General features: G+C 63.6%; 29 protein-coding genes and 1 tRNA gene. 15 read left to right on the forward strand and 15 right to left on the reverse strand.

Translation table 11 applies throughout. The features are described 5' to 3' along the window. Positions 1-1,161 (reverse strand): MATE family efflux transporter (locus RMO18_RS11890; protein ID WP_309666132.1); only part of this gene is annotated, 1,161 nt, incomplete at its 3' end. 59 nt (positions 1,162-1,220) lie between these two features. On the opposite strand from RMO18_RS11890, the gene RMO18_RS11895 reads away from it, so the two are divergent. Further along, positions 1,221-1,817: a helix-turn-helix domain-containing protein gene (locus RMO18_RS11895; RefSeq protein ID WP_309666134.1), complete on the forward strand. Its 597-nt coding sequence runs from the start codon at positions 1,221-1,223 to the stop codon at positions 1,815-1,817. Positions 1,818-1,962: 145 nt separating this feature from the next. On the opposite strand, the gene RMO18_RS11900 is transcribed toward RMO18_RS11895, so the two are convergent. Continuing rightward, complete coding sequence (locus RMO18_RS11900; RefSeq protein ID WP_309666188.1) at positions 1,963-3,501, reverse strand: helicase HerA-like domain-containing protein; 1,539 nt, start codon at positions 3,499-3,501, stop codon at positions 1,963-1,965. A 457-nt stretch (positions 3,502-3,958) separates the two neighbouring features. Here RMO18_RS11900 and RMO18_RS11905 point away from each other — a divergent pair, with 457 nt between their 5' ends. After that, positions 3,959-4,648 carry an invasion associated locus B family protein gene (locus tag RMO18_RS11905; RefSeq protein ID WP_405054061.1) on the forward strand — a complete coding sequence of 230 codons (690 nt, stop codon included), beginning with the start codon at positions 3,959-3,961 and terminating at the stop codon, positions 4,646-4,648. Positions 4,649-4,700: 52 nt separating this feature from the next. On the opposite strand, the gene RMO18_RS11910 is transcribed toward RMO18_RS11905, so the two are convergent. Genes RMO18_RS11910 through RMO18_RS11925 form a run of 4 tightly spaced genes read right to left on the reverse strand, consistent with a single transcriptional unit; the run spans position 4,701 to position 8,922 of the window. Next, positions 4,701-5,897, reverse strand: a complete 1,197-nt coding sequence (locus tag RMO18_RS11910; protein WP_309666135.1) for a beta-ketoacyl-[acyl-carrier-protein] synthase family protein — start codon at positions 5,895-5,897, stop codon at positions 4,701-4,703. Beyond that, on the reverse strand, positions 5,894-6,160 hold the full coding sequence (locus RMO18_RS11915; protein WP_309666137.1) for a phosphopantetheine-binding protein: 267 nt from the start codon (positions 6,158-6,160) through the stop codon (positions 5,894-5,896). Before RMO18_RS11915 ends, RMO18_RS11910 begins: the two co-directional genes overlap by 4 nt. Positions 6,161-6,187: 27 nt before the next feature. Continuing rightward, positions 6,188-7,279 carry a UDP-3-O-(3-hydroxymyristoyl)glucosamine N-acyltransferase gene (gene lpxD, locus RMO18_RS11920; protein ID WP_309666138.1) on the reverse strand — a complete coding sequence of 364 codons (1,092 nt, stop codon included), beginning with the start codon at positions 7,277-7,279 and terminating at the stop codon, positions 6,188-6,190. 41 nt (positions 7,280-7,320) lie between these two features. Beyond that, a complete protein-coding gene (locus RMO18_RS11925) occupies positions 7,321-8,922 on the reverse strand; it encodes a L,D-transpeptidase family protein (protein WP_309666139.1) in 1,602 nt (533 codons plus the stop codon). Between the two features lie 335 nt (positions 8,923-9,257). On the opposite strand from RMO18_RS11925, the gene RMO18_RS11930 reads away from it, so the two are divergent. Further along, positions 9,258-9,827 carry a DUF882 domain-containing protein gene (locus tag RMO18_RS11930; protein ID WP_309666140.1) on the forward strand — a complete coding sequence of 190 codons (570 nt, stop codon included), beginning with the start codon at positions 9,258-9,260 and terminating at the stop codon, positions 9,825-9,827. Between the two features lie 62 nt (positions 9,828-9,889). On the opposite strand, the gene RMO18_RS11935 is transcribed toward RMO18_RS11930, so the two are convergent. Both RMO18_RS11935 and RMO18_RS11940 read right to left on the reverse strand, forming a co-directional pair. Beyond that, the gene (locus RMO18_RS11935; RefSeq protein WP_309666142.1) at positions 9,890-10,624 is read right to left on the reverse strand and encodes an RlmE family RNA methyltransferase; all 735 of its coding nucleotides are present in this window, start codon (positions 10,622-10,624) and stop codon (positions 9,890-9,892) included. Then, a complete protein-coding gene (locus RMO18_RS11940) occupies positions 10,621-11,763 on the reverse strand; it encodes a Ppx/GppA phosphatase family protein (protein ID WP_309666143.1) in 1,143 nt (380 codons plus the stop codon). The genes RMO18_RS11935 and RMO18_RS11940 overlap by 4 nt, the downstream gene beginning before the upstream one ends. A 276-nt stretch (positions 11,764-12,039) precedes the next feature. Here RMO18_RS11940 and RMO18_RS11945 point away from each other — a divergent pair, with 276 nt between their 5' ends. From RMO18_RS11945 to RMO18_RS11955, 3 genes are read left to right on the forward strand one after another with little or no spacing between them, the layout of a single operon-like run. Next, positions 12,040-12,342: a virulence factor gene (locus RMO18_RS11945; RefSeq protein WP_309666144.1), complete on the forward strand. Its 303-nt coding sequence runs from the start codon at positions 12,040-12,042 to the stop codon at positions 12,340-12,342. A gap of 28 nt (positions 12,343-12,370) precedes the next feature. Then, the gene (locus tag RMO18_RS11950) at positions 12,371-13,276 is read left to right on the forward strand and encodes a methylenetetrahydrofolate reductase (RefSeq protein ID WP_309666145.1); all 906 of its coding nucleotides are present in this window, start codon (positions 12,371-12,373) and stop codon (positions 13,274-13,276) included. Positions 13,277-13,291: 15 nt separating this feature from the next. Next, positions 13,292-14,272 (forward strand): methyltetrahydrofolate cobalamin methyltransferase, encoded by a 981-nt coding sequence (locus RMO18_RS11955; protein ID WP_309666146.1) that lies wholly within the window; start codon positions 13,292-13,294, stop codon positions 14,270-14,272. Here the strand turns inward: RMO18_RS11955 and RMO18_RS11960 are convergent. Next, a complete protein-coding gene (locus RMO18_RS11960) occupies positions 14,269-14,973 on the reverse strand; it encodes a GNAT family N-acyltransferase (protein ID WP_309666147.1) in 705 nt (234 codons plus the stop codon). The genes RMO18_RS11955 and RMO18_RS11960 overlap by 4 nt on opposite strands. A 105-nt stretch (positions 14,974-15,078) precedes the next feature. Here RMO18_RS11960 and msrB point away from each other — a divergent pair, with 105 nt between their 5' ends. Then, the gene (gene msrB / locus RMO18_RS11965) at positions 15,079-15,474 is read left to right on the forward strand and encodes a peptide-methionine (R)-S-oxide reductase MsrB (RefSeq protein ID WP_309666148.1); all 396 of its coding nucleotides are present in this window, start codon (positions 15,079-15,081) and stop codon (positions 15,472-15,474) included. On the opposite strand, the gene RMO18_RS11970 is transcribed toward msrB, so the two are convergent. Then, positions 15,471-15,956 carry an outer membrane protein assembly factor BamE gene (locus RMO18_RS11970; protein ID WP_309666149.1) on the reverse strand — a complete coding sequence of 162 codons (486 nt, stop codon included), beginning with the start codon at positions 15,954-15,956 and terminating at the stop codon, positions 15,471-15,473. The genes msrB and RMO18_RS11970 overlap by 4 nt on opposite strands. A 196-nt stretch (positions 15,957-16,152) precedes the next feature. Here RMO18_RS11970 and RMO18_RS11975 point away from each other — a divergent pair, with 196 nt between their 5' ends. The 8 genes from RMO18_RS11975 (at position 16,153) to RMO18_RS12010 (ending at position 21,511) form a co-directional block, all read left to right on the forward strand. Then, positions 16,153-16,728 (forward strand): DUF177 domain-containing protein, encoded by a 576-nt coding sequence (locus tag RMO18_RS11975; protein WP_309666150.1) that lies wholly within the window; start codon positions 16,153-16,155, stop codon positions 16,726-16,728. A gap of 172 nt (positions 16,729-16,900) precedes the next feature. Continuing rightward, positions 16,901-17,107: a 50S ribosomal protein L32 gene (gene rpmF / locus RMO18_RS11980; RefSeq protein WP_309666151.1), complete on the forward strand. Its 207-nt coding sequence runs from the start codon at positions 16,901-16,903 to the stop codon at positions 17,105-17,107. 25 nt (positions 17,108-17,132) lie between these two features. Next, positions 17,133-18,257 carry a phosphate acyltransferase PlsX gene (gene plsX / locus RMO18_RS11985; protein ID WP_309666152.1) on the forward strand — a complete coding sequence of 375 codons (1,125 nt, stop codon included), beginning with the start codon at positions 17,133-17,135 and terminating at the stop codon, positions 18,255-18,257. Then, positions 18,254-19,225: a beta-ketoacyl-ACP synthase III gene (locus tag RMO18_RS11990; protein WP_309666153.1), complete on the forward strand. Its 972-nt coding sequence runs from the start codon at positions 18,254-18,256 to the stop codon at positions 19,223-19,225. Before plsX ends, RMO18_RS11990 begins: the two co-directional genes overlap by 4 nt. 89 nt (positions 19,226-19,314) lie before the next feature. Beyond that, entirely contained in the window at positions 19,315-19,617 is a 303-nt protein-coding gene (gene ihfA, locus RMO18_RS11995) for an integration host factor subunit alpha (protein WP_309666155.1), read from the forward strand. A 14-nt stretch (positions 19,618-19,631) separates the two neighbouring features. Continuing rightward, positions 19,632-20,228, forward strand: a complete 597-nt coding sequence (locus tag RMO18_RS12000) for a MerR family transcriptional regulator (protein WP_309666157.1) — start codon at positions 19,632-19,634, stop codon at positions 20,226-20,228. A gap of 61 nt (positions 20,229-20,289) precedes the next feature. Then, positions 20,290-20,367 (forward strand) — tRNA-Pro (locus RMO18_RS12005). Between the two features lie 67 nt (positions 20,368-20,434). Next, positions 20,435-21,511, forward strand: coding sequence for a 2'-deoxycytidine 5'-triphosphate deaminase (locus tag RMO18_RS12010; protein WP_309666158.1), 1,077 nt, complete (start codon positions 20,435-20,437; stop codon positions 21,509-21,511). Positions 21,512-21,575: 64 nt separating this feature from the next. Here the strand turns inward: RMO18_RS12010 and RMO18_RS12015 are convergent, their stop codons facing one another. Genes RMO18_RS12015 through RMO18_RS12035 form a run of 5 tightly spaced genes read right to left on the reverse strand, consistent with a single transcriptional unit; the run spans position 21,576 to position 25,141 of the window. Next, positions 21,576-21,776 carry a hypothetical protein gene (locus RMO18_RS12015; RefSeq protein WP_309666159.1) on the reverse strand — a complete coding sequence of 67 codons (201 nt, stop codon included), beginning with the start codon at positions 21,774-21,776 and terminating at the stop codon, positions 21,576-21,578. Between the two features lie 12 nt (positions 21,777-21,788). Continuing rightward, entirely contained in the window at positions 21,789-22,367 is a 579-nt protein-coding gene (scpB, locus tag RMO18_RS12020) for an SMC-Scp complex subunit ScpB (RefSeq protein WP_309666190.1), read from the reverse strand. Between the two features lie 53 nt (positions 22,368-22,420). After that, positions 22,421-23,215: a ScpA family protein gene (locus tag RMO18_RS12025; RefSeq protein ID WP_309666160.1), complete on the reverse strand. Its 795-nt coding sequence runs from the start codon at positions 23,213-23,215 to the stop codon at positions 22,421-22,423. Further along, positions 23,208-24,206: a glycoside hydrolase family 3 N-terminal domain-containing protein gene (locus RMO18_RS12030; protein ID WP_309666161.1), complete on the reverse strand. Its 999-nt coding sequence runs from the start codon at positions 24,204-24,206 to the stop codon at positions 23,208-23,210. The genes RMO18_RS12025 and RMO18_RS12030 overlap by 8 nt, the downstream gene beginning before the upstream one ends. Beyond that, positions 24,203-25,141, reverse strand: coding sequence for an SPOR domain-containing protein (locus RMO18_RS12035; RefSeq protein ID WP_309666163.1), 939 nt, complete (start codon positions 25,139-25,141; stop codon positions 24,203-24,205). Before RMO18_RS12035 ends, RMO18_RS12030 begins: the two co-directional genes overlap by 4 nt. Positions 25,142-25,158 lie beyond the last annotated feature (17 nt).

Genomic DNA, 25,158 nt, shown 5'->3' on the forward strand with positions numbered 1-25,158 from the left:
CCCCGCCGCCCAGCCCGCATCCGACAGCCCGCGCAGCGCACCCAGCATCGTCGATTGCACCCCGTCAAACAGCTGCATCACCGCAAACACCGCCATCACGGTCGCGGCCAGCGTGACGACCTCAGGGTCGCGCACGATCAGACTGGCCATCCAATTCCCGCCAAACCCGAGCAGCAGTGCCGATCCTGCCAACCAAACCGTGGCCACCGCAAGGGCTGCAAAGGCCACTGGCCGCACGGCATCCCGGTTTCCCGCACCGCTCACCTGCGCCACCCTGATCGCCACCGCCCCCGCTGCCCCCAACGGCACCATGTACAACAGACCGCCGACCGACATGGCCACCTGATTTGCTGCCAGCGCCAGCGCCCCAAAGGTGCCGATCATCATCGTGCCCACCGCGATGGCCCCGGTTTCCACCAGATACATCACCCCCATCGGCAGCCCTTCGCGCGCCGTCATCGCCATATCCGTCCATGACAGCGCCCGGCGCAGCCGCAACCGGCGCAACGACGGTGCCCAAATCCACATCCCCCAGGCCACACCCAACGCCAGACATTGCGCCGAAAGGCTGGCAAGTCCTGCCCCGGTCAGCCCAAACGCCGGAAGCGGGCCAATCCCCCAGATCAGCGCATAGTTCAACGGCACGTTCACGATCACCCCGATGAAAGCGAAGCCGGTGCCCAGCCACGGCCTCCCGACTGCTTCAAATGTTGCGGTAAACACGAACAAAAGGGCAAAGGGAATCATGAACAGTGCCATCAGCCCATAGTAGGCCGGCATCGCCGCCAACACCTCTGGCGGTTGGCCAAGATGCGGCAACGCGAACCAAACGGCGGCCATGATCAGCGTGCCCATCCCCCCGATCACCACCCCCAGCGCCAGCCCGTTGCGCAATATCCCCGGAATGGCCCGCCCCGCGCCCGCGCCATGTGCATGCCCGATCCGCACCGACAGCGCCGACAGGATGCCATAGATCGACGCATACAGGATCATCGCCACCGCCGATGTCAGGCCCACTGCGGCCAATGCCACCGGGCCAAGCGGCGCCACCATCAGCGAATCGGTGATGCCGACAAGGCTCGACGCCGCCAGACCGACCACGATCGGCACCGCCAGCCCGACAATTCCCGGTACCTCCGCCCAGATATCCCGCGCCCGCACTTGCCAGCCTCCATCGTTTCACATACGCTTCGTATGTCAATATCTCACATACGGTCCGTATGTCAACCACACGCCAAAGCCGCGCCGCCATGGCGCAAGCCACCACCGACCGGCTGCTTGCCGTCGCACATCGCGCCTTTGCCGACGAAGGCTTCGCCGCCGTGTCGCTTGATACGCTGGCCGAACGGGCTGGTGTCACACGCGGCGCGCTGCACCACCACTTCACCAACAAGGCCGGCCTGTTCGAGGCGGTCCTGCGCCGGATCGACGCTGAGGTCGCCGCCGAGATGGTCCCGGCATGGGAGGCGACGCCCGACCACTGGCAAGGTTTTCGCGATTGCTTCCATGTCTACCTTGATGCCGTGCTGCGGCCTGACCGCCGCCGCATCCTGTTTCAGGACGCCCCGGCGGTTCTGGGGATGAAATCGGTCGACATCCTGATGGAATCGGGCTTTGGCGAAACGATGTCAGACCTGCAGGGCTTCATAGCCCAAGGCCGCGTCCGTGGCCCGGATGCCGAGGCGCTGGCGCATCTGGTGAACGGCGCGATCTTCGCCGTGGCCTTCTGGGCCGCCGAAGGCCAACCAGCCGAGGATCGCCGCTCCCGCGCCCATTCGGCGCTGTCCGCCCTGTTTGACGGGCTGACCCTGCCTTAGTCCAGAGCCGATTCGCAGCGCACGGTTAACGCCACTTTTGTCTTGCGCGCGTGTAGACGCAGGGAAGACGGAAAGAAGACGCAATGAAGACGTCGAAAACCCTGCCATTTCGCGGCGTTAACCCGCAGAACGGCAGGACTCCGTGCTATCTCCGCGACCCGAACAACGACCCCAGCACTCCCCGGATGATCGCCTGCCCCGACTTCGTGCCCAACTGCCGGGCAAAGCTTTTGGCAAAGGCCGTGCCGACCGAATCCGACCGACCGGTGGATTTCTTCGGCGCCTCATACCCCTTGCCGTCATAGCGCCGGGCGCGTTCGAACTCGCGGTCCACGTCAGCTTTCTTCGCCTCGTCCTCCGCCGCAGCAGCGGCGTCCTGCGCCGCCCGTTCCGCCTTGGCACGCAGCCGCTCATAGGCGCTGTCGCGGTCAACGGTGATGTCATACTTCCCCTTGACCGGAGAGCCCGCCACCAACGCCGCCCGCACGGCTTCGTCAATTGGCCCAAGCTGGCTTGACGGCGGCCGGATCAGCGTCCGCTCGGCGATACCGGGAATGCCTTTGGCCTCCAGCATCGAGGTCACCGCCTCGCCGGTGCCCACATCGCGGATCGCATCCTCGATGGCAAAGCGCGGGTTCGGACGATAGGTTTCCGACGCAAGCCTCAGATCTTTCTGGTCTTTCGCGGTAAACGCCCGCAGCGCATGCTGCACCCGGTTGCCCAATTGCCCCAGGATGTTCTCTGGCACATCGGCCGGGTTCTGGGTGATGAAATACACCCCAACACCCTTGGACCGGATCAGCCGCGCCACCTGTTCCACCTTGGCCACCAGCGCTTTTGGCGCGTCGGTGAACAACAAATGCGCCTCGTCAAAAAAGAACACCAGCTTCGGTTTGTCCGGATCACCCACTTCGGGCAGCGTCTCGAACAACTCCGACAGCAGCCACAACAGGAAGGTCGCATACAGCCGTGGCGAATTCATCAACCGGTCCGCCGCCAGAATGCTGATCCGCCCCGCACCGGCGGCATCGGTCAGCATCAGGTCGGAAAGTTCCAGCGCCGGCTCGCCAAACAGATCCGCCCCGCCCTGGTTTTCCAATACCAGCAACCGGCGCTGGATAGCCCCCACTGATTCCTTAGACACTAGCCCATAACGCGCTGAAATCGCTTCAGCATTTTCCGCCACAAAGACTAGCAGCGCCTGCAGGTCCTTCAGATCCAGCAGCGGCAGTTCCTCCTCATCCGACAGGCGGAACGCCACGTTCAGCACCCCCTCCTGCGGCTCCGACAGTTCCAGAAGCCGGCTCAGCAGCAGGGGTCCCATCTCAGCCACGGTGGCGCGGATCGGGTGGCCCTTTTGCCCGAAAAGATCCCAGAAAATCACCGGGAATGCGCGGTAGGTCAGCTCCATCCCGATGGTCGCCGCGCGTTTCATGAATGGCTCGTGCAGCTTGTGCGCCGCCGATCCAGACGCGCCGATGCCCGACAGATCGCCCTTCACATCCGACAGGAACACCGGCACCCCGGCCGCCGAAAATCCTTCGGCCAGCACCTGCAGCGTCACCGTCTTGCCCGTGCCGGTCGCCCCCGCGATCAGCCCATGCCGGTTGCCGTATTTCAGCAACAGCGACTGCGGCACCCCGTAGCCCTCACCGCCGCCACCCAAAAAAATGCTGTCTGCCACAACTGCTGCTTCTGCCACGCCACACTCCCACTCGTTGCGCGAAATCGGTCCCGCGCACCCTGCACTCGCTGCCAAAATACATTGTTAACTCCATTGTGCCAGACTTGTCTTGTCGGGCCGCATCTCCCATGCGGGTTGATGATGTTTTCCTCCCTGTCGACTGGCCGCGCCCTTAAATCGGCGCGGCTTTTTTTCGGGAAAAATCGGCCATTCGGGCTGCCAAAAACCCGTTGACGCATGTAAAAAACCGCCTTACGGTCTGTCACATAAGTCGGCCAGTCCGACAGGGAGCAAAAAACATTATCGTGAAAAGGGCCGGTTTCCCGGCCCTTTTTTCTTGCGCCCCGCTGGCCGCGGCAGAACCGCGCCACCCGTCTTTTTCGCACCTGACTTGCCGCTTTGCCCATGGTAAAGACGCCGACGAACCGACTGATCCCGACCAAAGGAATTGCCAAAGATGGCCAAGACCATGCTTTCCACGCTCGCGCTGGCGTTCACGCTGGCGGCGATGCCGCTTTTCGCCCAAACCACCACCACCGAAGAACCCGCGCCCGTCGAGGGCGATGCCCCCGCGGCAGACGGCCTTTCGATGGGGGCCGACGTCGGCGCAGCTGACGGGGTTGGGTCAACCTATGTCGCAGCCAACTTCGAAGCCTGGGAACAGCGCTGCGTGCGCACCGAATCCGGCATCGATCCATGCCAGCTGTACATGCTGCTGAAAGACGATCAGGGCAATTCGGTTGCCGAATTCACCCTGTTTGGCCTGCCCGAAGGCGGCGAAGGCCCCGCCGTTGCCGGCGCCACCTTCATCGCCCCGCTGGAGACGCTGCTCACCGCCGGCATGATGCTGCAGATCGACACCGGCAAACCCAAAGCCTACCCGTTCACCTTCTGCGCCCAGATCGGTTGCGTGGTCCGCCTTGGTTTTACTGCCGAGGAAGTGGAACAGCTGAAGAAAGGCGCCAACACCGTTATCACCATCGTGCCTTTCGTTGCCCCGGATCAGAAGGTCACCCTGACCGCGTCGCTGAAAGGCTTCACCGCAGGGTTCGAGGCGGTGAATGTTGCCAACAAGGCGGCTGATGCGGCAGCAGCGGCTGCCAAAGCTGCGGCCCCTGCCGAAGAAGCCCCAAAGGCCAGCGAATAGCGCCTGACCAACGCTGAACACAAGGCCGACCCATCCGGGTCGGCCTTGTGCGTTAGGCCCGGCGCAGTGCCAGAACGGCGTTAAGCCCGCCAAAGGCAAAGGCATTGCTCAGCGTCGCGTCAACCCGCACGGCTCGTGCGACATTTGCCACCACATCCAGCGCGCAATCCGGATCAGGGCCCTGAAACCCGATTGTCGGCGGCACCACGCCTTCGATCAGCGCCATCAGGCAAGCCAGACTCTCGATCGCCCCGGTGGCCCCGATGACATGGCCGTGCATCGCCTTGGTTGACGACATCAGCGGCGCGCCTATGCCAAAAACCTGCCGCACCGCCGCACATTCCGCCCGGTCGTTGGCCAGCGTCCCGGTACCATGCGCGTTGATGTAGCCAACGTCGCGCGGCCCCATATCGGCATCCGCCAGCGCCAACGTCATCGCGCGCGCCGCCCCTTCGGCAGACGGCGCCACAATATCAGACGCGTCCGCCGTCATCCCGAATCCCGCCACTTCAGCCAGAATGCGCGCCCCCCGCATCCGCGCATGGCTTTCTTCCTCGAACACCAGCACCGCTGCGCCCTCACCCATCACCATGCCGCGTCTTCCAGCTGAAAAAGGTCGGCAGGCGTCCGGCGCCATCACCCGCAGACCCTCCCAAGCCTTGATCCCGCCAAAGCACAGCATCGCCTCCGACCCGCCGGTCAGCATCACATCCGCAGCGCCCGAGCGGATCATCTGCAGTGCCAGCCCCATCGCGTGATTGGCGCTGGCGCAGGCCGAGGCCACGGTGAAAACCGGCCCCTGCAATCCGTAGGTCATCGACAGATGCGAAGCCGCCGCATTGTGCATCAGACGCGGCACGACCAGCGGCGACACCCGGTTGCGCCCTTCGGCAAAGACCGCGCGATAGCTGTCTTCCCAAGTGGCGATGCCGCCCGCAGCGCTGCCCAGAATCGCCCCCGCACGCACGCCCAGACCGCCGCCCAAACCCGCCGCAGCCATCGCTTCACGCGCGGCAAAGACGGCAAACTGGGTGAAACGGTCATACAACGACAACTCAGCCGCAGTGAACTCCGCCTCTGGCTGCCAGTCTTGAACCTGCGCGCCGATCTTGATGCTCAACCGGTCCGCGTCGCGGAACCTCAGTGGCCCGATCCCACAGCGCCCGTCGCGAAATGCCACAAACGTCCCCGCCACATCACGCGCCAACGCATTCACCGTTCCCGCCCCGGTGATCACGACCCGCTTCATGCGGCTTGCTGAGCGATCAGACTTTCCACAGCCGCGACAATGCTTTGCACCGAAGAGGTATCGAAATCAGGGGCTTCTGGTACATTCGCGTTGAACGGGATCGAGATGTCAAAGCGTTCCTCCAGCGCAAAGATCGCCTCGACCTTGCCCAGACTGTCCAGCCCCAGATCTTCCAGCCGTGAATCAGCCGCAATATCGTCAGGCGAAAGCAGTGCTTGCGCCGCCAGAATCTCGATCACCGCCTGCTCTATCTGTAGTCGCATCCCTGGCCCCTGCCTGATGCAGCGGGTTTAATCTGTCTCCGGCAGCTTGGGAACAAGCTTCTCGATCTCGGCCACCCGGGCTGCCAGCTTTGGCAAACGCCGCAGTGCCTTCTGCATCTCGACATGCGTCTCCATCCGAACGGCGGGATAGCCCAAAAGCACCCTGCCCGCCGGTGCATTGGTCATGATCTTGGTGCCACCGCCCGCGATCACATCATCACCCACGAACAGGTTGTCGCCGACCCCGCATTGCCCGCCCAACACCACCCGGTCGCCGATCTTGGTTGATCCGGCAATGCCGACCTGCCCGCACAACAGGCAATCGCGCCCGAGGGTCACGTTATGACCAACGTGCACCTGGTTGTCGAGCTTGCAGCCTGCCCCGATCACCGTGTCACGGATGGTGCCGCGATCAACGCAGGAGTTTGCGCCGATCTCGACGTCATCCCCAATTGTCACCGCCCCCAGCGAATGGATTCGCGTCCAGCTTTGGGCGGTGATCGCCTCACGCTGGCCCAGCGTCTCGCGGATCTGCTCAACCCCGGATTTCTCGGGCGTGACAAATGAGAACCCGTCCGAGCCGATTACAGCATTGGGGTGGCAGATGAACCGCGCGCCTATGCTGACCCGCGCGCCGATCCGCGCGCCTTCCAGGATCAGCGCATCTGCCCCGATCCGCGCCCCCGGCCCAATTGATACGTGCGATGCAATCCGCGCACCGGCGCCAATCTGCGCACCCGCACCGATGGTCACGAATGGCCCGATGGCGGCACCCGCGCCAATCTGCGCCGTAGGGTCAACCAGGCTCATCGGATGCACGCCCGCAGCGATATCCGGCCCCCGGTCCAGCAACCGCGTCAGTCCCGACATCGCAAACCGCCCGCGCGGCGCAAAGATCACCGCCACCAAGCCCATTGCCCGCCAATCCGCGCCAGGCCACAGCAGTGCCGCCCGCGCCCTGCCCTTGGCAATCCCGTCGCCATAGCGCGGGTCCATCGCCAGCGCCAGATCATCCGGCCCAGCCAACTGCGGCTCGGCCACCCGGTCGATGGTCAGATCCAGCGCCCCCTCGGCCTCGGCCCCAATTGCAGCGGCGATATCGCGAATGGTGTGGGCCATGGGATTCCCTCCGGGACACCTGCCCCGACGCGGATTTAGCGCTATACGCCGCCCAAAGCCACCCCGGCCTCGACCAGCGCCTGATACAGCTCTGCATCGCGACCATAGATGTCGCGCGCATAGCTGATCTTGCCCTTCGCCGTCGGATAGGCGGTGAAATACACCAGATGCACGGGCACCGGCGTCTCCAATTCCACTGTGGTCTCGCGCCCGGTATCCAGAACCGCCTTGAAATCCGCCTCTGGCGTCGTCGATTGCAGCGATAGCAGTGCATAGGCCAGATCGAACGGATCCGCGACCCGGATGCAGCCATGGCTAAAGGCGCGAACTTCCTTTTCGAACAACGGCTTCGACGGGGTATCATGCAGATAGATGTTGTATTGGTTTGGGAACATGAATTTCACCAGCCCCAAGGCATTGCCGTCTGACGGTGGCTGGCGCAACGCATAGGGAAAATTGCGCGCCGAATAGGCTGCGAAATTCACTGACCCGCGCGGCACGACGCGCCCGCGCCCGTCCACCACCTGCAGATGGCCAACGGCATTCGGGTTCTGTTGCAGCAGCGGCAGATATTCCTTCACGATGATAGATCGCGGCACCCCCCAGGACGGGTTGATCACCATATGCTCCATCTGGTCCGAAAACTCGGGGCTGCGCTGATCGGGGACGTTCTTGCCGATCACCACCCGCGTCTGGAACACGGTCTTGCCGTGGTCGATGATCTTGGCGGTGAACTCCGGCTGGTTGACCCAGATGTGACGCACGCTGCGGTCAATATCCAGCCAGCGTTCGCGCTCCATCGCCACGATCACCGATTTCAGCCGCTCCTCGGGGCCGACGTTGATCTCGGCCAGCGTGCTTTCCGACGCGTTGCCGTTGGGGGTAAGGCTATGGTTCAGCTGAAATTCCTGAACAGCCTTTTGCATTGCCCGATCAAAGGTCTGGCTGGCCGAAGCTGCCAGATACCCCATCCGCACCAGCCGGTCGCGCAGCGCCACCACATCGGCGCCTATCGCGCCGGGTTCCATTGCCGCCACATCAAGCGCTTCGCCCCAACCGCCGCTGCCAATTTGCCGCTCCAGCCGGATCTTGGCTTTCATCAGTTGCACATAGACTGACGACTTCGGCAGCAACCGCGCCAGCACCGCCTCCGGATCCCCGGCGGCGATACGCGCCAGCAGCACTTGCGGGTCTTCTCTCACAATGTCGCGCACAATGCCTGCGTCGATCTTCGCTGGTTTCAGCACACCCGAGGTCAGGTCATGCGCCCAAGCAAGGTAGGCCTTCGTCATCGCTACTTCCAAGCGGCCACGGTCGCCTTCGGTTTCCGCCACATGATACGCCGCGATCAATGCAGCGGCGTCATAGCGTTGCACCGGCAAGGCATGGTCGTGTGCCGTCGCAATGGCACCCAGGAATGCAAGCCTGCGCGCCGCGTCATCCTGTCCGGTCCACAGCGTTTCATAGCCGGTCTTGCGATACCATTCCGCCACTGCATCTTCGGTCGCAGCAGCCGTTGCCAGCGATTGCGTAAAGGCCGTTGTCTGTGCCTGCAGCGGCGAGGCAACGCCCACCGCCAAGACCACCGCAATGCGAGCAAAAGCCAGATGGCCGGGCCGCAAACGCATATCCAGAATACCCATCAGATCCTCAAATGTAATCGTCCCGTATCGACCTGATGTTGCAAGGAAAACAACGCATGAGTCCATTCACAAAGGTGTCGACGTCAGGAAATCCGTCTCAATTGTCGCAGAATTGGAGACAGTCTTGGTGCACGGCGATGCATCCCCGCAACAAATGGTAAAAATTTGACACGTTCAGCAATTTTTTGCCTATCGGTGGTTGTGTGGGGAACCAACGGGGATTCTGCGCTTGGGCTTCGATTCCACTTGTGCGATAAGGCGGAAGCACTTGGGGAAGAAGTGGCACAGAACTGCAAAACTGGCAGTCAAAGACAGCTACGGGGACAGGCGTTAGAATGACGGAAACTGGATCTTTCGGTGTCACGCGGCGTGGGCTGCTTGGCGTTTTCGCAGCGACGGCAGTAATCGCTGCGCCAACATACACCAATGCTTTCGGATTGCTGAAGGGCGCTGGCGACATTCGCCGCATCCGGATGTATTCCGGCCGAACCGGCGAAAGCATAGACACGATCTATTGGATCGAGGGTGAGTACATCCCCGAGGTTCTCAAGGAAATCAACTACTTCATGCGCGACTGGCGTTCCGGCGAATCCGTGAAGATGGACGCTCGCACCGTCGATATCATGGCCGCCTCGCACCGTCTGATGGATGTAAGCGAGCCGTTCATGCTGCTGTCAGGCTATCGCTGCGCGGCTACCAACGCGATGCTGCGGTCCAAATCGCGTGGCGTGGCGAAGAATTCTCTCCACATGAAGGGTCAGGCAGCTGACCTTCGGCTGAAATCCCGGTCGGTCGGGCAGATGGCCAAGGCGGCCGCAGCCTGCGCTTCGGGCGGTGTCGGCAAATACTCTCGCTCGAACTTCGTGCACATGGATTGCGGTCCGGTGCGCAGCTGGGGCGGCTGACCGCCACTTTCGGCTAATGAACAGGCGCCTTCGGGCGCCTTTTTCATGGCCGCCCGGTGCACTCACTCGCCTGCTTCGCCGTCCTCGGCCTTGCCGCGATAGCCCATCGCCACCACAAACTTCTCCGAACTGTCCGAGCGGCTTGCCGGCGGCTTCACATTCGCCACTTTCTTGAAGTTCCGCTTCAACAGCGCCTGCAATTCATGCTCCGCCCCGCCCGCCAGAACCTTGGCCACGAACGACCCGCCGACTTCCAGCACGTCAAACGCAAAATAGGCCGCCGCTTCGCACAGCGCGATGATGCGCAGATGGTCGGTGCCCTTGTGCCCGGAAGATGCCGCTGCCATGTCGCTCAACACCACATCGGCAGCGCCTCCGAGCCAGGTCTTCACCTGCTCCTCCGCACCGTCGGCCAGAAAGTCGAGCTGATGCAGCTCTGCGCCCGGAATCGGCTCCACTTCCTGCAAATCGACGCCAAGCACCCTGCCCACCGGTTTGCCCTTGCGGTCACCCAGCGCATTCACCCGTCCCACCGACACCTGACACCAGCCGCCCGGCGCGCAGCCAAGATCAACCACCCGCGCGCCCGGCACGAGAAAGCCGTACTTGTCGTCCAGCTCCAGAATCTTGTAAGCCGCCCTGCCCCGGTAGCCTTCGGTTCTGGCGCGGATCACATACGGATCGTTCAGCTGCCGTTCCAGCCACAGCGTCGAGGACAGCTTGCGCCCCTTTGCCGTCTTAACCCTGACCCGCAAATCGCGTTGGCCGCGGCCGGATGTTCCCTTGATCTCGCTCATGTATATGGCCCGTCTTCCAGAATTCCGTCCGCGCTCATCTGCGCATACAAGAGGCCCTCCCTAAGCCCCCGATCCGCCACCGACAACCGGTCAGTAGGCCAGATCCGCATCAACGCCTGCAAAATCGCTGCGCCGGACATGATCAGCGCATGCCGATCGCGCCCGATCCGCGGATCCGTGCGCCGCCCCTCAGGCCCGAGTGTCAGGTATTCGCGGATCACATAACCGATCTGGTCGCTGGTCATCTGCAGGCCATCCACCTTCGCCCGGTCATAGCGGCGCAAGCCAAGAAAGCTGGCCGCCACTGTCGTGACCGTGCCGCTGGTGCCAATAATCTGAAAGCCGGCCCGCAGGTTTTCGGCGTTATAGGGGCTGAAGCTGGCAAGGTTCTCTTCGAAGAACCAACTCATCAGTGCGAACCGCGCCGCGTCGTCATCGACATCGGCAAACTGATCCTTCAGCGTCGCCACCCCAAGCGGCACCGAAATCCAGTCAACCACCCGGGCCACCTTGCCTTCGCCCTGTGCGTCAAAGCCCATGTGCAGCCGCATGATAGCGCGTGGCCGCTCTTCCTGCGGCACGGCGGACAGGTCGATCCACACGAGTTCGGTCGATCCGCCGCCGATATCGACCACCAGCAACTGCTCCGTCGTCGTGTTGACCAAAGGCGCACACGAGATGACCGCCAGCCGCGCCTCCTCCTCAGGTCCGATGATCTCCAGCTGGAGGCCCGTCTCGCGCCGCACTTGGTTGATGAAATCCTTGGCGTTGCGCGCCCGTCGACACGCCTCGGTCGCGATCAGTCGCATCCGCCGAACGTTATGCTTTTCCAGCTTTTTTTCGCAAATCCGCAGCGCCTGAATGGTGCGTGCCATCGATGACCGGCTCAGCCGTCCGGATGCCTCAAGGCCCGCGCCAAGCTGCACGGTCTTGGAAAAGCTGTCGATGACGGTGAACTGACTGCCCTTCGGTTGGGCAATCAGCATCCGGCAACTGTTTGTGCCAAGGTCAAGTGCTGCGTACAGCGGCAATGACCCCGGGGCTGCAGGGGCAGATGGCTCTTTTGCGACGGAACCGCCCTCGGGCAGCTCGATCATCGCATCAGCAGCGTCCGCCCCTTGGGGACGCTCGGGCGTCATGATCGCCCTCCATATGTGGTTGTCGCAAAGCGTAATCCGGTTGTCACAGTCCTGCAAGCCGCGATCCGGGCCACCTCGCATGGCATCTGTCTAACGCATGATCTGAATGAAGATTTTTCCGCTCCGCCGGCGTCGCAATTCTGGTGCGTTGGGTATATGTGGGGGCGGCACCCCCCAAGGGGTCGCATCCTCGCTGCGCCATGTCGAAATCCGACATCGGTTGTCGGGGATTGGCGACTATCAACAGCAGCAACAGCGCAAGGGAATCATCGTATCATGGCCGAAGTCACAGTGGTTTTTTGGCGCGACATTCCGGCTCAGGTCATTGTCGGCAAGGGTCGGCGCGGCTCCAAAGTGCAGCTTTCCGAACGCTTTGAACAAGCCATCGACCGTTGCGCCATGAAGATCGGCGCGCGTGACAGTGACAGTTACCTCGCCGAATGGCGCAAGGTGGTGGTCCATGACCTCGACGGCGACCCCGACGCCATTGTCGCCTCCGAGGCAGCGCGCCTTGAGGCGGAATATGATGCCTCGCGCCTGAAGACACTGATTGATTCGGAAGGCTGGGCGAAAGCCTGACCCGACAATGACCCTGAGGGAGACCGTGATGGCCTTGTTCAACTTTCGCCGCCAAGAGGCTGCCCCTGCTCCCGCTGCGCTGGAAGCCTTTCTGAACGGCTATTCCATCGAGGTGATGCCGCGCACCGCCGAAAAGGTGGAAAGCTTCCGCGACATCCTGCCGGCGCGCACGCGTGTCTACGTGGCGCACATCGAAGGCACCCCGATCGAAGAGATGGTGGCCACCGCCGCGCGCTTGTCCACTGACGGCTACACCGTGATGCCGCACTTCCCGGCCCGCATCATCAAGGACAAGGCCACGCTGCAAAACTGGGTCGCGCGCTACAAAGACGCGGGCGTGCATCAGGCGCTCTTGCTGGCCGGTGGCGTGGCGCAGCCGGTCGGTCACTACCAGACCTCGATGCAACTGCTTGAATCCGGGGCATTTGACGGGTTTGACCGGCTGCATGTTGCAGGTCACCCCGAAGGCAACAAGGACATCGATCCCGACGGCTCCGACAAGATGGTGATGGCGGCCGCGCGCTGGAAATCGGCGTTCATGGAACGCACCGATGCGCAGATGGCAATGGCCACGATCTGCTTTGAGGCCGCCCCGGTGATTGCCTGGGTTGACCGGCTGGCTGCCGAAGGCATCAAACTGCCGGTCCACATCGGCGTTGCAGGCCCGGCAAAACTGCAGACCCTGATCAAATTCGCCATCGCTTGCGGCGTCGGCCCGTCCTTGCGGGTGCTGCAAAAGCGCGCGATGGATGTGACCAAACTGCTCTTGCCGTATGAGCCGACCGAGGTTCTGGCAGCATTGGCGGCCCACAAGGCCAAAAACCCCGGTTTCGGGATCGAGCAGGTCCATTTCTTCCCCCTCGGCAGCATCAAGACCAACGCCGCTTGGGTCACCGAAAACGGCGGCGCCTCCGGCGTGCCCGCAAACGCCTAAGGCAAAGGTTTAAGAATGACCCGTACTGTTATTGAATCCAAAACGAAAACCGTCATCATCGGTTTCGACGAGCCATTCTGCGTGATCGGCGAGCGGATCAACCCCACCGGGCGCAAGAAGCTGGCCGCCGAACTTGAGGCAGGCAACTTCGAAACGGTTCTGCGCGACGCGCTGGAACAGGTGGCCTGCGGGGCCACGGTGCTTGATGTGAACTCTGGTGCCGTGTTTACCAACATGATGGCCAAAGACCCGCGCTACGCCGACAACAACTTTGTCGAGCCGCCGTTGATGAAGGAACTGATCCTGCGCATTCAGGCGGTGGTGGACGTGCCGCTGTGCATCGACAGTTCGGTTCCCGGCGCGCTGGAATCGGGGTTGATGGCCTGCGAAGGCAGACCGCTGCTGAACTCGGTCACCGGGGAGGAGCATCGCCTGGAACTCGTCCTGCCGCTGGTCAAGAAATACAATGTGCCCGTCGTGGCAATTTCGAACGACGACACCGGCATTTCGGAAGACCCCAATGTGCGCTTTGCCGTGGCCAAGAAAATCGTCGAACGCGCTGCCGATTTCGGCATTCCAGCACATGACATCGTGGTTGACCCGCTGGTGATGCCGGTCGGCGCGATGGGCAGCGCCGGTCAGCAGGTCTTCACCCTGGTGCGCCGCCTGCGCGAGGAATTGGGCGTGAACACCACTTGTGGCGCCTCGAACATCTCTTTCGGTCTGCCACACCGGCACGGCATCAACGCAGCCTTCCTGCCGATGGCAATGGGCGCTGGCATGACCTCCGCCATCATGAACCCCGTCCGTCAGGTGGAAATGGAGGCGATCCGCGCCGCCAACTTCCTGATGAACCACGATGCGAATGGCGGCGAATGGATCCGCTTTGCCAAGGTGATCGAGGCAGTTGAATCGGGGGCAAGCTTTGCCGAAGCCTCTGCCGCCGCCAATCAGGCCACTTCGGGGCGGCGTGGCGGTCGGCGCGCGCGCGGCTAGACCGCCTGCGCCAACGCCCTCAGCGCCCGCGCCCGCGCGGGTGCGATCCGATTGGTCTCAATCGCCGTAAACACATGCAGCGTGTCCAGTTCGGTGTCTTGCACCGCATGGTCGCTGACCCAGGCCCCCAGCGCCAGATAGCTGCGCAGCATCGGTGGCAGCGCCGCCGGGTCGCCCGCACCTGTCCCGAATGCCACCGCTTCACGCCGCGCCCGTGGCCGCCACTGCACCGGCCCTGTCCGGTCCCGCAACGCGGCCAGCCCGCCCGCGTGGCGGGCCGGATCGGCCCCGGCAAACGACGAACACCCGCACAGCAGCGTCACCCCGTCGGCATCCACCGCGCGCGTGATCACCCCAAAGGCCAGACGCAGCACATCCGGGTCACCAACCCCCGGCGCCACGCAAAACCGCCCCAGCTCCAGCACCGGCCCCGGATAGTGCCGCAACGCTGCCAGATCATAGAACTGCGCCGAATAGCTGCTCTCGATCTCTCCCTCTGGCAGGCTCAGCATCCGGAACGTCGCCAGCAGCTGCCCTTCGCCATTCTCGATCACCACCTGCCCGCAGCGCGCGTCAAAGCTGTCCCGATCCTCGGCCGCGCCCCCCCGGAACACCAGCGACCGCAACGCCAGCGCCCGCGCCAGATCCGCAGCGCCCGTCACCATCCGCGCTCGCAGACGCCCGCCTTCACCTTTGGTCACAACTGCGCCTCTTCTTGTAACACGGGCTTGGCCAACCCGCCGCAACCGCCTAAATCTGTGCCAAGCCGGAAGGCTGCGCAAGCCGCGAGGATCATGGAGAGACAGATGGACAAAATCGTGAAACCGGATGCCGAATGGCAGGCGCAACTGTCGGATCTGGCCTATAAGGTCACCCGCAAGCACGGCACCGAACGCGCCTTCACCCATGACGACTTCCCCAAGGCCAACGGCACCTTTCGCTGCGTGTGCTGCAATGCGCCGTTGTTCGATCAGACCACAAAGTTCGACAGCGGCACCGGCTGGCCCTCGTTCTACGCGCCACTAGACGCCGAAATGGTCGGCGAACAGGAAGACAACGGCTGGTTCATGCGCCGCACCGAAGTGCATTGCAACCGCTGCGAGGCGCATCTGGGGCACGTCTTTCCTGACGGCCCGGCCCCCACCGGCCTGCGCTATTGCATCAACGGCGTTGCCTTGAAGTTCGATCCGCAGGACGCTTAGCCCGCGACATCCTCGGCCCGCAGCCGGCCAAAGCTGCCCAAAAGCTGGCCGATAAAGCTCACGCCCTTGATGTTGCTTTCCGTCACCCGGCGCGAGATTTCGACAACACGGCCGTCTTCAAGCCCGAAGCGGCCGATGTTCTCGACCACCCCGGCTTCGTTGAAATTGATCACCAGCACCTGCCGGTCGATCTCTTTCGGCTCGCGCGGGCCGATCAGTTTGTATCGGCTTTGTACATAGAACCAGCCTTCGTCGTTCAACAGGCCGGACGTGGACGGCCGCCCGATCTTGGTTCCAACCGTCTCACGGGTATCAACGCCGACCTCGACCTGCGCCAGTTCGTCGTCAGCGGGCACATAGCCGTGATTGCGATAAATTGGCGTGCAGGCCGCAACGCCCGCCACCACGATCATCGCAAGCCCACGCAACCGGGCCGCGTGGCAGGCTGCCAAAAGCGTCCGTGTCATCCGGAAAACTGCCATTCCTGCCCTCTTGACCATTCCCAAGCCCTGTATCCCCCCTCCTCGCACAAAAGCGCAAAGTCTTCCAGTCCGGAGCCGAGATGTGGGTTCTTCAAAACCCTTGCGGTTCGGGATAACAGAAGCATAGCCCATTGTTCAAGAATGGAACGTCGCACCTTGCTGCCGGTGCTGCGTTCCACCCATAAAGGTTCCCCTGATGTCCGACCCAGCCCCCGCCAAGCCGACCCGCTTTCGCACTGGCGGCCTCAGCCCACGCAAGCCCACGCATTTCTCCTATGCCCCCGATGCCGCCGGGCGCGTCGACCTTGCCCGCAGCCTCGATATCCTCGAGGTGAAGGCGCTGATCTTTTCGGGTGCCATCACCCCTTCTGGCCGTGAAGAGATGACGCTGACCGGAACCCTGAAGGCAATCGTGGTGCAGGCCTGCGTCGTCACCCTGGCCCCGGTCGAGACCCGCCTGAATGAAACCGTGCGCCGCCGCTATGTGGCAGACCTGCCGCAACCCGAAGGCGACGAGGTCGAAATGCCCGAAGATGACGGTACCGATCCGATGCCCGAAGTCATCGATCTGGCCGAGGTCGTAACCGAAGCACTGGCCTTGGCGTTGCCGCTTTACCCGCGCGCGCCGGGCGCAGAACTTGGCGAGGCGGTGTTTGCCGCCGACGGCGTAACCCCTTTGGCGGAAAGGGATCTCAAGCCTTTTGCAGGTCTTGCGGGGCTTGCGGCGCAACTGACAGCCAAGGCTGAAAAGGACGGCTCCGGCGACAGTTGACGCGTCGCGTTCGCGGCGTCGAAAAGGGGCTTGCGCTGACCCGGAATCCGAGTATGTTCCGCGCCTCATTCAAGCTGTAAAGCAGCAACCGTGATCTGTTGCCGAAAGGCATCCGAACGGCCTGCTTTGCAAAGGAAATCAGGGGCCTGTCCCCACTGCCCGAGGTTGTGACATGGCTGTCCCGCAGAACCGCACCACGAAATCTAAGCGCAACATGCGTCGTTCGCATGACGCTCTCGTGGCTGCAAACCCGAACGAATGCTCCAACTGTGGCGAACTGAAGCGCCCACACCACGTGTGTGGCGCCTGCGGTCACTATGACGCGCGCCAGGTTGTCGCCGTTGCCAAGGACGTGGATCTCGACGAGGACGCGGCGTAAGCCGCCCAGACGCGCCGCCGCTCCGATGGCAAACGGACTTCATACTCCGGTAATCCATGGTGCTGCGCGCATCGTCATTTCAATTGATGCGATGGGTGGTGATCGCGGACCGGCAGTGGTTGTTGCCGGTCTTGCTGATTCTGTCGCCAAGATTCCCAATATTGCGTTCATCCTGCATGGTGACGAAGCGGTGCTGGCACCCCTGCTTGCACGGTACCCCAGCCTTGCCGACACTGTCACGCTGCGCCACGCACCCCGCGTCGTCACCATGCAGGACAAGCCTGCCCAGGTGATGCGCCATGGCATCGGCACCTCGATGTGGTCCTGCATCGACAGTGTCAAGCAGGGCGAAGCCACCGTGGCGGTGTCTTGCGGCAATACCGGGGCACTGATGGCTGTCTCGATGATCCAGCTGCGCAAGCTGCCCGGTATCAACCGTCCGGCCATCGCCTGCCTCTGGCCCTCGCGCAATCCTGGCGGCTTCAACGTGATGCTGGACGTCGGTGCCGACATCAAGGCCGAGGCGGACGATCTGTTGCAATATGCCACGATGGGTGCCGCCTATGCGCGCAACGGACTGAACGTCGCCCGTCCCCGGATTGGCCTGTTGAACGTCGGTACCGAAGACCACAAGGGCCGGGCCGAACTGAAAGAGGCGCATGACCGCATGGCCCATGCCGCCGAAGCGGGCAATTTCGACTATGTCGGCTTTGTCGAAGGCGGCGATCTGCCGTCCGACCGGGTAGATGTGATCGTGACGGACGGCTTTACCGGCAACGTGGCACTCAAGACCGGCGAAGGCACCGCCAAACTGATCTCCGACCTGCTGCGTGAGGCGTTTGGCGGCGGGCTCTTGTCCAAATTCGCTGCAATGATGGCTATCAAGCCACTAAAACGCCTGCAAAAGCGCATCGATCCACGGCGGGTGAATGGCGGTGTGTTTCTGGGGCTTAACGGCACAGTGGTGAAATCCCACGGCTCGGCTGACAGCACCGGTGTGTCCGCAGCCATCCGTCTGGCCCACCAGCTGGCTCATTCGAACTTCATCGAAGGTCTGGCCGAACGGGTTGCATCCGCAGAACGCGCGGCGCAAGATGCCAAACACGAAGACCCCGTCGAGACCGGGTCAGGGAGCACACCATCCCCATGACCATCCGCGCAGTCGTCAAGGGCGTCGGGCATTATCTGCCTGACCGTGTCGTCCCGAATTCTGAATTTGAGGCTATCGTCGACACATCGGATGAATGGATTCGCGCCCGCTCGGGAATCGAACGCCGCCATTTCGCCGCCGAAGGCCAGAACACCTCCGATCTCGCCACCCGCGCGGCCCAGGCCGCCCTCGCCGATGCGGGCCTTGTGGCCGATGACATCGATGCCATCATCCTCGCCACCTCGACCCCCGATCTGACCTTTCCCGCCGCTGCCACCATGGTACAGGCCGCCCTCGGCATGACTCGCGGCTTTGCCTATGATGTGCAGGCCGTCTGCGCAGGATTCGTTTTTGCCCTGTCCAACGCCAACGCTTTGATCGTCTCGGGTCAGGCGCAGCGGGTTCTGGTGATCGGCGCCGAAACCTTCAGCCGCCTGATGAACTGGAAAGACCGCAGCACCTGCGTCCTGTTCGGCGACGGTGCCGGCGCGCTGGTCCTTGAGGCCGCAACAAGCGCCGGCACCTCGGCGGATCGTGGCATCCTTTCCACCGATCTCAACTCCGACGGGCGCTACCGGGACCTGCTCTATGTGAATGGCGGGGTGTCCACCGGCAGCACCGGCTATCTGGTGATGGAAGGGAAAGAGGTCTTCCGCCATGCCATTGAAAAGCTTGCCGAAACCGCCCATCGCGCGCTGGACAAAGCTGGCCTGACGCCCGATCAAGTCGATTGGATCGTGCCGCATCAGGCCAATATCCGCATCATCGAGGGCACCGCAAAACGCATGCAGGTGCCGATGGACCGCGTCGTCGTCACCGTGCAGGACCACGGCAACACCTCTGCCGCCTCGATCCCCCTCGCCCTGTCGGTCGGGCGCGATCGTGGCCAGATCAAACCCGGCGATCTCTTGGTAACCGAGGCCATCGGCGGTGGCCTGGCCTGGGGGTCGGTCGTATTACGCTGGTAAATCGCTCTTAACCCCAGCCGACAAGTGGTTGATATTGACTCGTAAATCCATCCGCAGCATCCTACGCAAAACAGCATCGGGGGGATGTGATGAGCGACAAGACTTTGACACGGATGGATCTGAGCGAGGCGGTATTCCGCGAAGTCGGCCTCAGCCGCAACGAATCCGCCACATTGGTGGAATCCGTGCTCACCCACATGTCCGACAGTCTGGCCTCCGGTGAGACGGTCAAGATCTCGTCCTTCGGCACCTTTTCGGTCCGCGCCAAATCGGCCCGCGTCGGGCGCAATCCGAAAACCGGTGACGAGGTTCCGATCAGCCCGCGCCGGGTTCTGACCTTCCGCCCGTCGCATCTGATGAAGGATCGTGTGGCTGCCGGCAAGAAGCGGTAAGGGGATAGTCGCGGATGGACAAGTCGCCGGACGCGTTCCGCACGATCAGCGAAGTTTCGGAATTCCTGGAAACGCCGGCGCATGTGCTGCGGTTCTGGGAAAGCCGGTTTCCGCAGATCCGCCCGGTGAAACGCGCTGGCGGGCGGCGCTATTACCGCCCCTCCGACATCGCCCTGCTGACCGGCATCAAGCGCCTGTTGCATGACGAAGGCCTCACCATACGCGGCGTGCAAAAGATCCTCCGCGAACAGGGCGTGCGCCATGTCGCTGGCCTGACCGACGAAGCCATCGCCGCTGACGAGGCCATCGACGAGGCCGTGATTGCCCGCTACTTCGGCGATGCCGACAGCGCCGCCCCCGCGCAGCCCGAAGCGCCCGCGCAGACCGTGCTCAGCTTTCCAACCGCACCGCAGGCGGCGGCTGCGCCAGCATCCACGATCCCGGCCCCGGCCCCGCGCCTGATTGATGACACCCGCAGCTTTGCCAGCCGAATCAGGGCCTTGCCGCCTGGCACCCTGTCTTCCAGCCGCACTCAGGTGGCCACTTTCGCCCGCCGCCTGACCACGCTGCGCGGCCAGATGGCTGACCGTGCAGATCGTGGCCAGGGCTGATCCCGCGCATGTGCTTTCCCGCTTGCTCTGCCTTGGAAACTCGCTATGTATCGCCCCGTGTCGGGCCGTAGCGCAGCCTGGTTAGCGCGTCCGTCTGGGGGGCGGGAGGTCGAGAGTTCGAATCTCTCCGGCCCGACCATTGCAAAGCCGCCCGCCTGCCATCTGGCAGTGCGGGCGGCTTCGTATCTAGCGATCAGGGGCGATAGATGACATCCGGTGTGCTGCCCAGCCAGACCCTCCGCGACCTGATCGCATCCGGGGCAATTGCCGCCGATCCGCCGGTCCGTCCTGACCAGCTGCAACCCGCCAGCCTCGATCTGCGGCTTGGAACGGTCGCCTACCGGGTGCGCGCCTCGTTCCTGACCGGCAAGGACCAAAGCGTCGAAGACCGACTTGCCGATTTCACCATGCACCGCGTCAACCTCAGCGATGGCGCCGTGCTGGAAAAGAACTGCGTCTATGTGATCCCGCTGGCCGAACGCTTGCGCCTGCCGCCCGGCATCACCGCCGTCGCCAATGCCAAAAGCTCCACCGGGCGGCTGGATCTGTTGACCCGCACCATCACCAATGGCGGGATCGAGTTTGACCGCATCCCCGAAGGCTACGACGGCCCGCTCTATGCCGAGGTTTGCCCGCGCAGCTTTTCCGTCCTCGTTCGCGCCGGTCAGCGGCTGAACCAGATCCGCTTCCGGCAGGGTCACGCCGTATTGACAGACGCAGATCTGCTTGCCCTGCATGCACAAGAGCCCCTCGTCTCCGGCGAAGCAGTGATTTCCGAAGGCTTGGGCTTTTCTGTCGATCTGCGCCCCGCCATCGGCGATCTGGTCGGCTACCGCGCCAAACCGCATGCCGGGGTGATCGACCTTGACCGCATCGGCCACTACCCCACGACCGAGTTTTGGGAGGCGCTGCACACCACCGAAGGCCGCATCATCCTTGATCCCGGCGCCTTCTACATTCTGGTCTCGCGCGAAGCGGTGACGATTCCGCCGGATTATGCCGCCGAAATGGCGCCCTACCTGGCGATGGTCGGCGAGTTTCGGGTGCATTACGCGGGCTTCTTCGATCCCGGTTTCGGCCATGCCGCCGCCGGGGGCGAGGGCTCGCGCGGCGTGCTGGAAGTGCGCTGCCACGAGGCCCCCTTCGTGCTGGAACACGGACAAGTCGTCGGACGGCTGGTCTATGAACGCATGCTGGCCCGCCCGGACACGCTTTATGGCGCGGGCCTTTCGTCAAACTATCAGGGCCAGGGCCTGAAACTGGCCAAACAGTTCAAGGCCTGATCAGGGTCGCCCCCTCGGCCATTTGCTCTTTGCAAAAAACCCACGCGGACCGCTCCGCCGCCGGCTAACGCCCGAACCGCCGGGTGATCTTGGCGATGTCCTGCGCCTTCTTGGCAAGGGCCTTGCCCTTCTCCGCCTGTTCGCGCTCCTCCGGGGTCATTTCGGCCTCGGGTTTGCCACGACTGGCAGCATATTTTATGCCGCTGTCCACCGCCGTCTTGATGAACATGCGCATCAGCATCTGGAACAGTCGGTTCAGGTCCATCGTAGGCCCCCTTCAATCCTCGAAAAGTTCGCTTTGGCCAGTCACCGCCTCGTCTTCGTCGTCTCCGGGCAGGCCAAGGCCCGGTGCGGCGCGATTGTCCAGCAGCCCTGCCGCCCGCAACTCCTTCAGCCCCGGCAGATCGCGCGCCGATTCCAGGCCAAAGTGGTCCAGGAAATGCTCGGTCACCACAAAGGTCACCGGCCGCCCCGGCGTCATCCGGCGGCGACCCAGACGGATCCAGTCCAGTTCCAGCAGTTGGTCCACCGTACCCCGGCTGACCGCAACGCCGCGGATTTCCTCGATCTCGGCGCGCGTCACCGGCTGATGATAGGCCACGATCGCCAGCGTCTCAATCGCCGCGCGCGACAGCTTGCGCGTTTCCACCGATTCGCGCTGCATCAGGTGGCCAAGGTCGGGCGCGGTGCGAAACGCATAGGCATCGCCGACCCGCACCAGATTGACCCCCCGCCCCTCATACCGCCGCTTCAGATGCGCCAGCGCCTCGCCCGCATCCGCGCCATGCGGCAGCCGCGCGGTCAGTTCGGCCAGCGTCACCGGATCGGCCATCGCAAACAGGATCGCCTCGACCATACGCTCCTGCTCGCCGATCGGCGGCGCCTCGAACAGGCTTTGTTCGTCTTCGATCACGGATCCCTCCTGCGCACCTGCACCGGTGCAAAGGTGTCGGACTGGCGCAACACCACCTGTCCGCGCTTGGCCAGCTCCAGCACCGCCGCGAAATGTGCCGCCGTGGTCGACCGCCGTGCCATCGGCGTCGCGGTCCAGCCGTCGGGCAGGAATGTGGTCAAATCCGCCCATTCCCCCGCAAACCCGATCAGTCCGCGCATCCGGTCCAGCGCTTGTTCCATCGTGTAGACATGTTCGCGGTCCATCACAAAGGGCCGGAACTCATCCTTGGTGCGAATGCGTGCGTAGGCCCGCATCAGGTCCAGCAAGCTTGCGGTGTAACGGATCGTGCGGTGATGCAGCACATCCTCCGGCACGCCGCGGGCAAACCGGTCGCGCCCCAGCTGGTCACGCCCCATCAGCCGCGCTGCCGCCTCGCGCATTGCCGCCAACCGCTCCAGCTGAAACGCCAGATGCGCCGCCAGATCCTCGGCCGAAGGTCCCTCATCCGTCGGGTCGGGTGGCAGCAGCAGCCGCGATTTCAGAAACGCCAGCCACGCCGCCATCACCAGATAATCGGCCGCAAGTTCGATCCGCAAGCTTTGTGCCTGCGCCACAAATCCCAGATACTGCTCGGCCAGCTTCAACACCGATATCTTGCGCAGATCCACCTTCTGCGTCCGACTGAGCATCAGCAACAGGTCCAGAGGCCCCTCGAACCCATCGACATCGACGATCAGCGCCTCAGCCGCCAGCCGGTCAACGGTCAGCAATCGTTCCGGCTGATCCCAGGCGTCCGCTTCCTCAGCCATGCGCCAGCTCTGCCATCAGGCCGGCCACATCCGGTACCCCGACATCGCGGCGCTGCGCCAGTGCGGCCCCCGCCCGGCGCAGGGTCGCAGGCCCCATCCGCCCCGCAGCCCCCGCCACCGCCTGCATCTCGGCCATCTCGCCACTGCAATGCAGCGCAATATCCACGCCCGCCGCAATCGACCGCGCGGTCCGTTCGGCCAGCGTCCCCGACAGCGCATTCATGTTCAGATCATCCGTCATCAACAGCCCGCCAAAGCCGATATCTTCGCGGATCACCCTGATCATCCGGGGCGATTGGGTTGCGGGCAAGTCCTGATCGAATGCCTCGAACACCAGATGCGCCGTCATCGCCATCGGTAGATCGGCCAGCGCCCGGAACGGCGCGAAATCCACCGCCTCCAGCGCTTCGGCCGAAGCAGTCACCCGCGGCAGATCGTGATGCGTGTCCATCATTGATCGCCCGTGCCCCGGCATGTGCTTGATCACCGGCAGCACCCCCCCGGCCAGCAACCCATCCGCCACCGCCCGCGCCACCGCCGTCACCACCGCAGGATCGGTCCCATAACACCGGTTGCGCAGGAACGGATGCGTCGATGCGCTCGCCACATCGGCAACCGGCGCGCAATTGGCATCCACCCCCACCGCGCGCAGTTCCGCCGCGATCAGTTGCGCGCGCAGCCGCATCTGCCGCGCCGCCGAGGCCAGATCCGGCGCCGTCAGCACCGTCTCCAGCGGCGGCGCCCACTCGCGCCAATGCGGCGCGCGCATCCGCTGCACCCGCCCGCCCTCCTGATCAATCAGCACCGGCGCATCACGACCAACCGCCTCGCGCAGCGCATCCGTCAGCCGCGCCACCTGATCCGGCGTCTCGATGTTGCGGGCAAACACAATAAACCCGAACGGGTCACAGTCCCGAAAAAATGCCGCCTCGTTTGAGGAAAGCGTCGTTCCGGCGCACCCGAAAATCGCCGCTCCGGAACCAGCGTTCATCTTTGCGCAACAGGAATGCAGGGGGCATCTTCGGCCACAAAGGCAGAACAGAACCGCCGCGCATCGGCCTCGTCTTCAAAGCCGTGGCCGCGCAGCCGGTAGAACGTGTGCCCGCCGCTTTCGGCCGCCTGAATCACCATTGCCTTGCCCGCCATAAGATCAGCGAACCTGATTTGCAGCTTGCCCCATTCGGCTTTCGCCTCATCCACCGTGTCAAACGCGCCAAACTGCACCAGCCGCGTTCCCGGCTCCAGCGTGCTCGCGTCAATCTCGACCGGCGCTTCTTGGATGGCCGGTTCTGCCTCTGGGGTGGCCGCACTCAGCGCCACCGTTTCTGGGCGCGCCACCGGGCGCGGCGATCGGGTGATCGCACCGGGCGGTGCGGGCTCCAGTCCCGCTTCGATGACCGGCTCGCCTTCGATCACCGGTTCACCTTCGCTCAACGCTTCGGCCAGTGCTGCGGCCACGGCAAGCTCGGTGGGGTCGGCGCTTTCGGTCACCGGGTCCAGCGCAAGGGGAAGGTTCGGGTCCGCGCCCACCGACGATGCTGGCAGCACGTCAGGCACCGGTTGGCCAGCCAGACCCGCCGCATCCTCCAGCGTCAGTTCCACCGGGCGCGGCGCAAGGATAAGCCGGTCAGGCATCGGTGCAGCACTGCCTACGGCTGCAACCTCGTTCACTGCCAGACCTTGATGGTCCGTCACCTCGCCACCGGGGTTTTCCGGCGCAACCCGCATCGGCCCATCCAGCGCCAGAACCACCGGCACGCCGCGCACGTCGCGCACCGCCAGCTTGTAACCCCAGAACCCCAGACCGAACACCAGGGCCACTGAACACAGCGCCCCTGCAATGTTGATGTATCGTTGCAGGTTGGCTGCGCCGCCACCGGTTGTGGAAACACCGCCGCCGAAACCGTCGAAATCCGCGTCCGCCATGTGTCGCCTCTGCTCGC

The organism is Tabrizicola sp. (assembly GCF_031377265.1).
Classification (GTDB): Bacteria; Pseudomonadota; Alphaproteobacteria; order Rhodobacterales; family Rhodobacteraceae; genus JAUYQR01.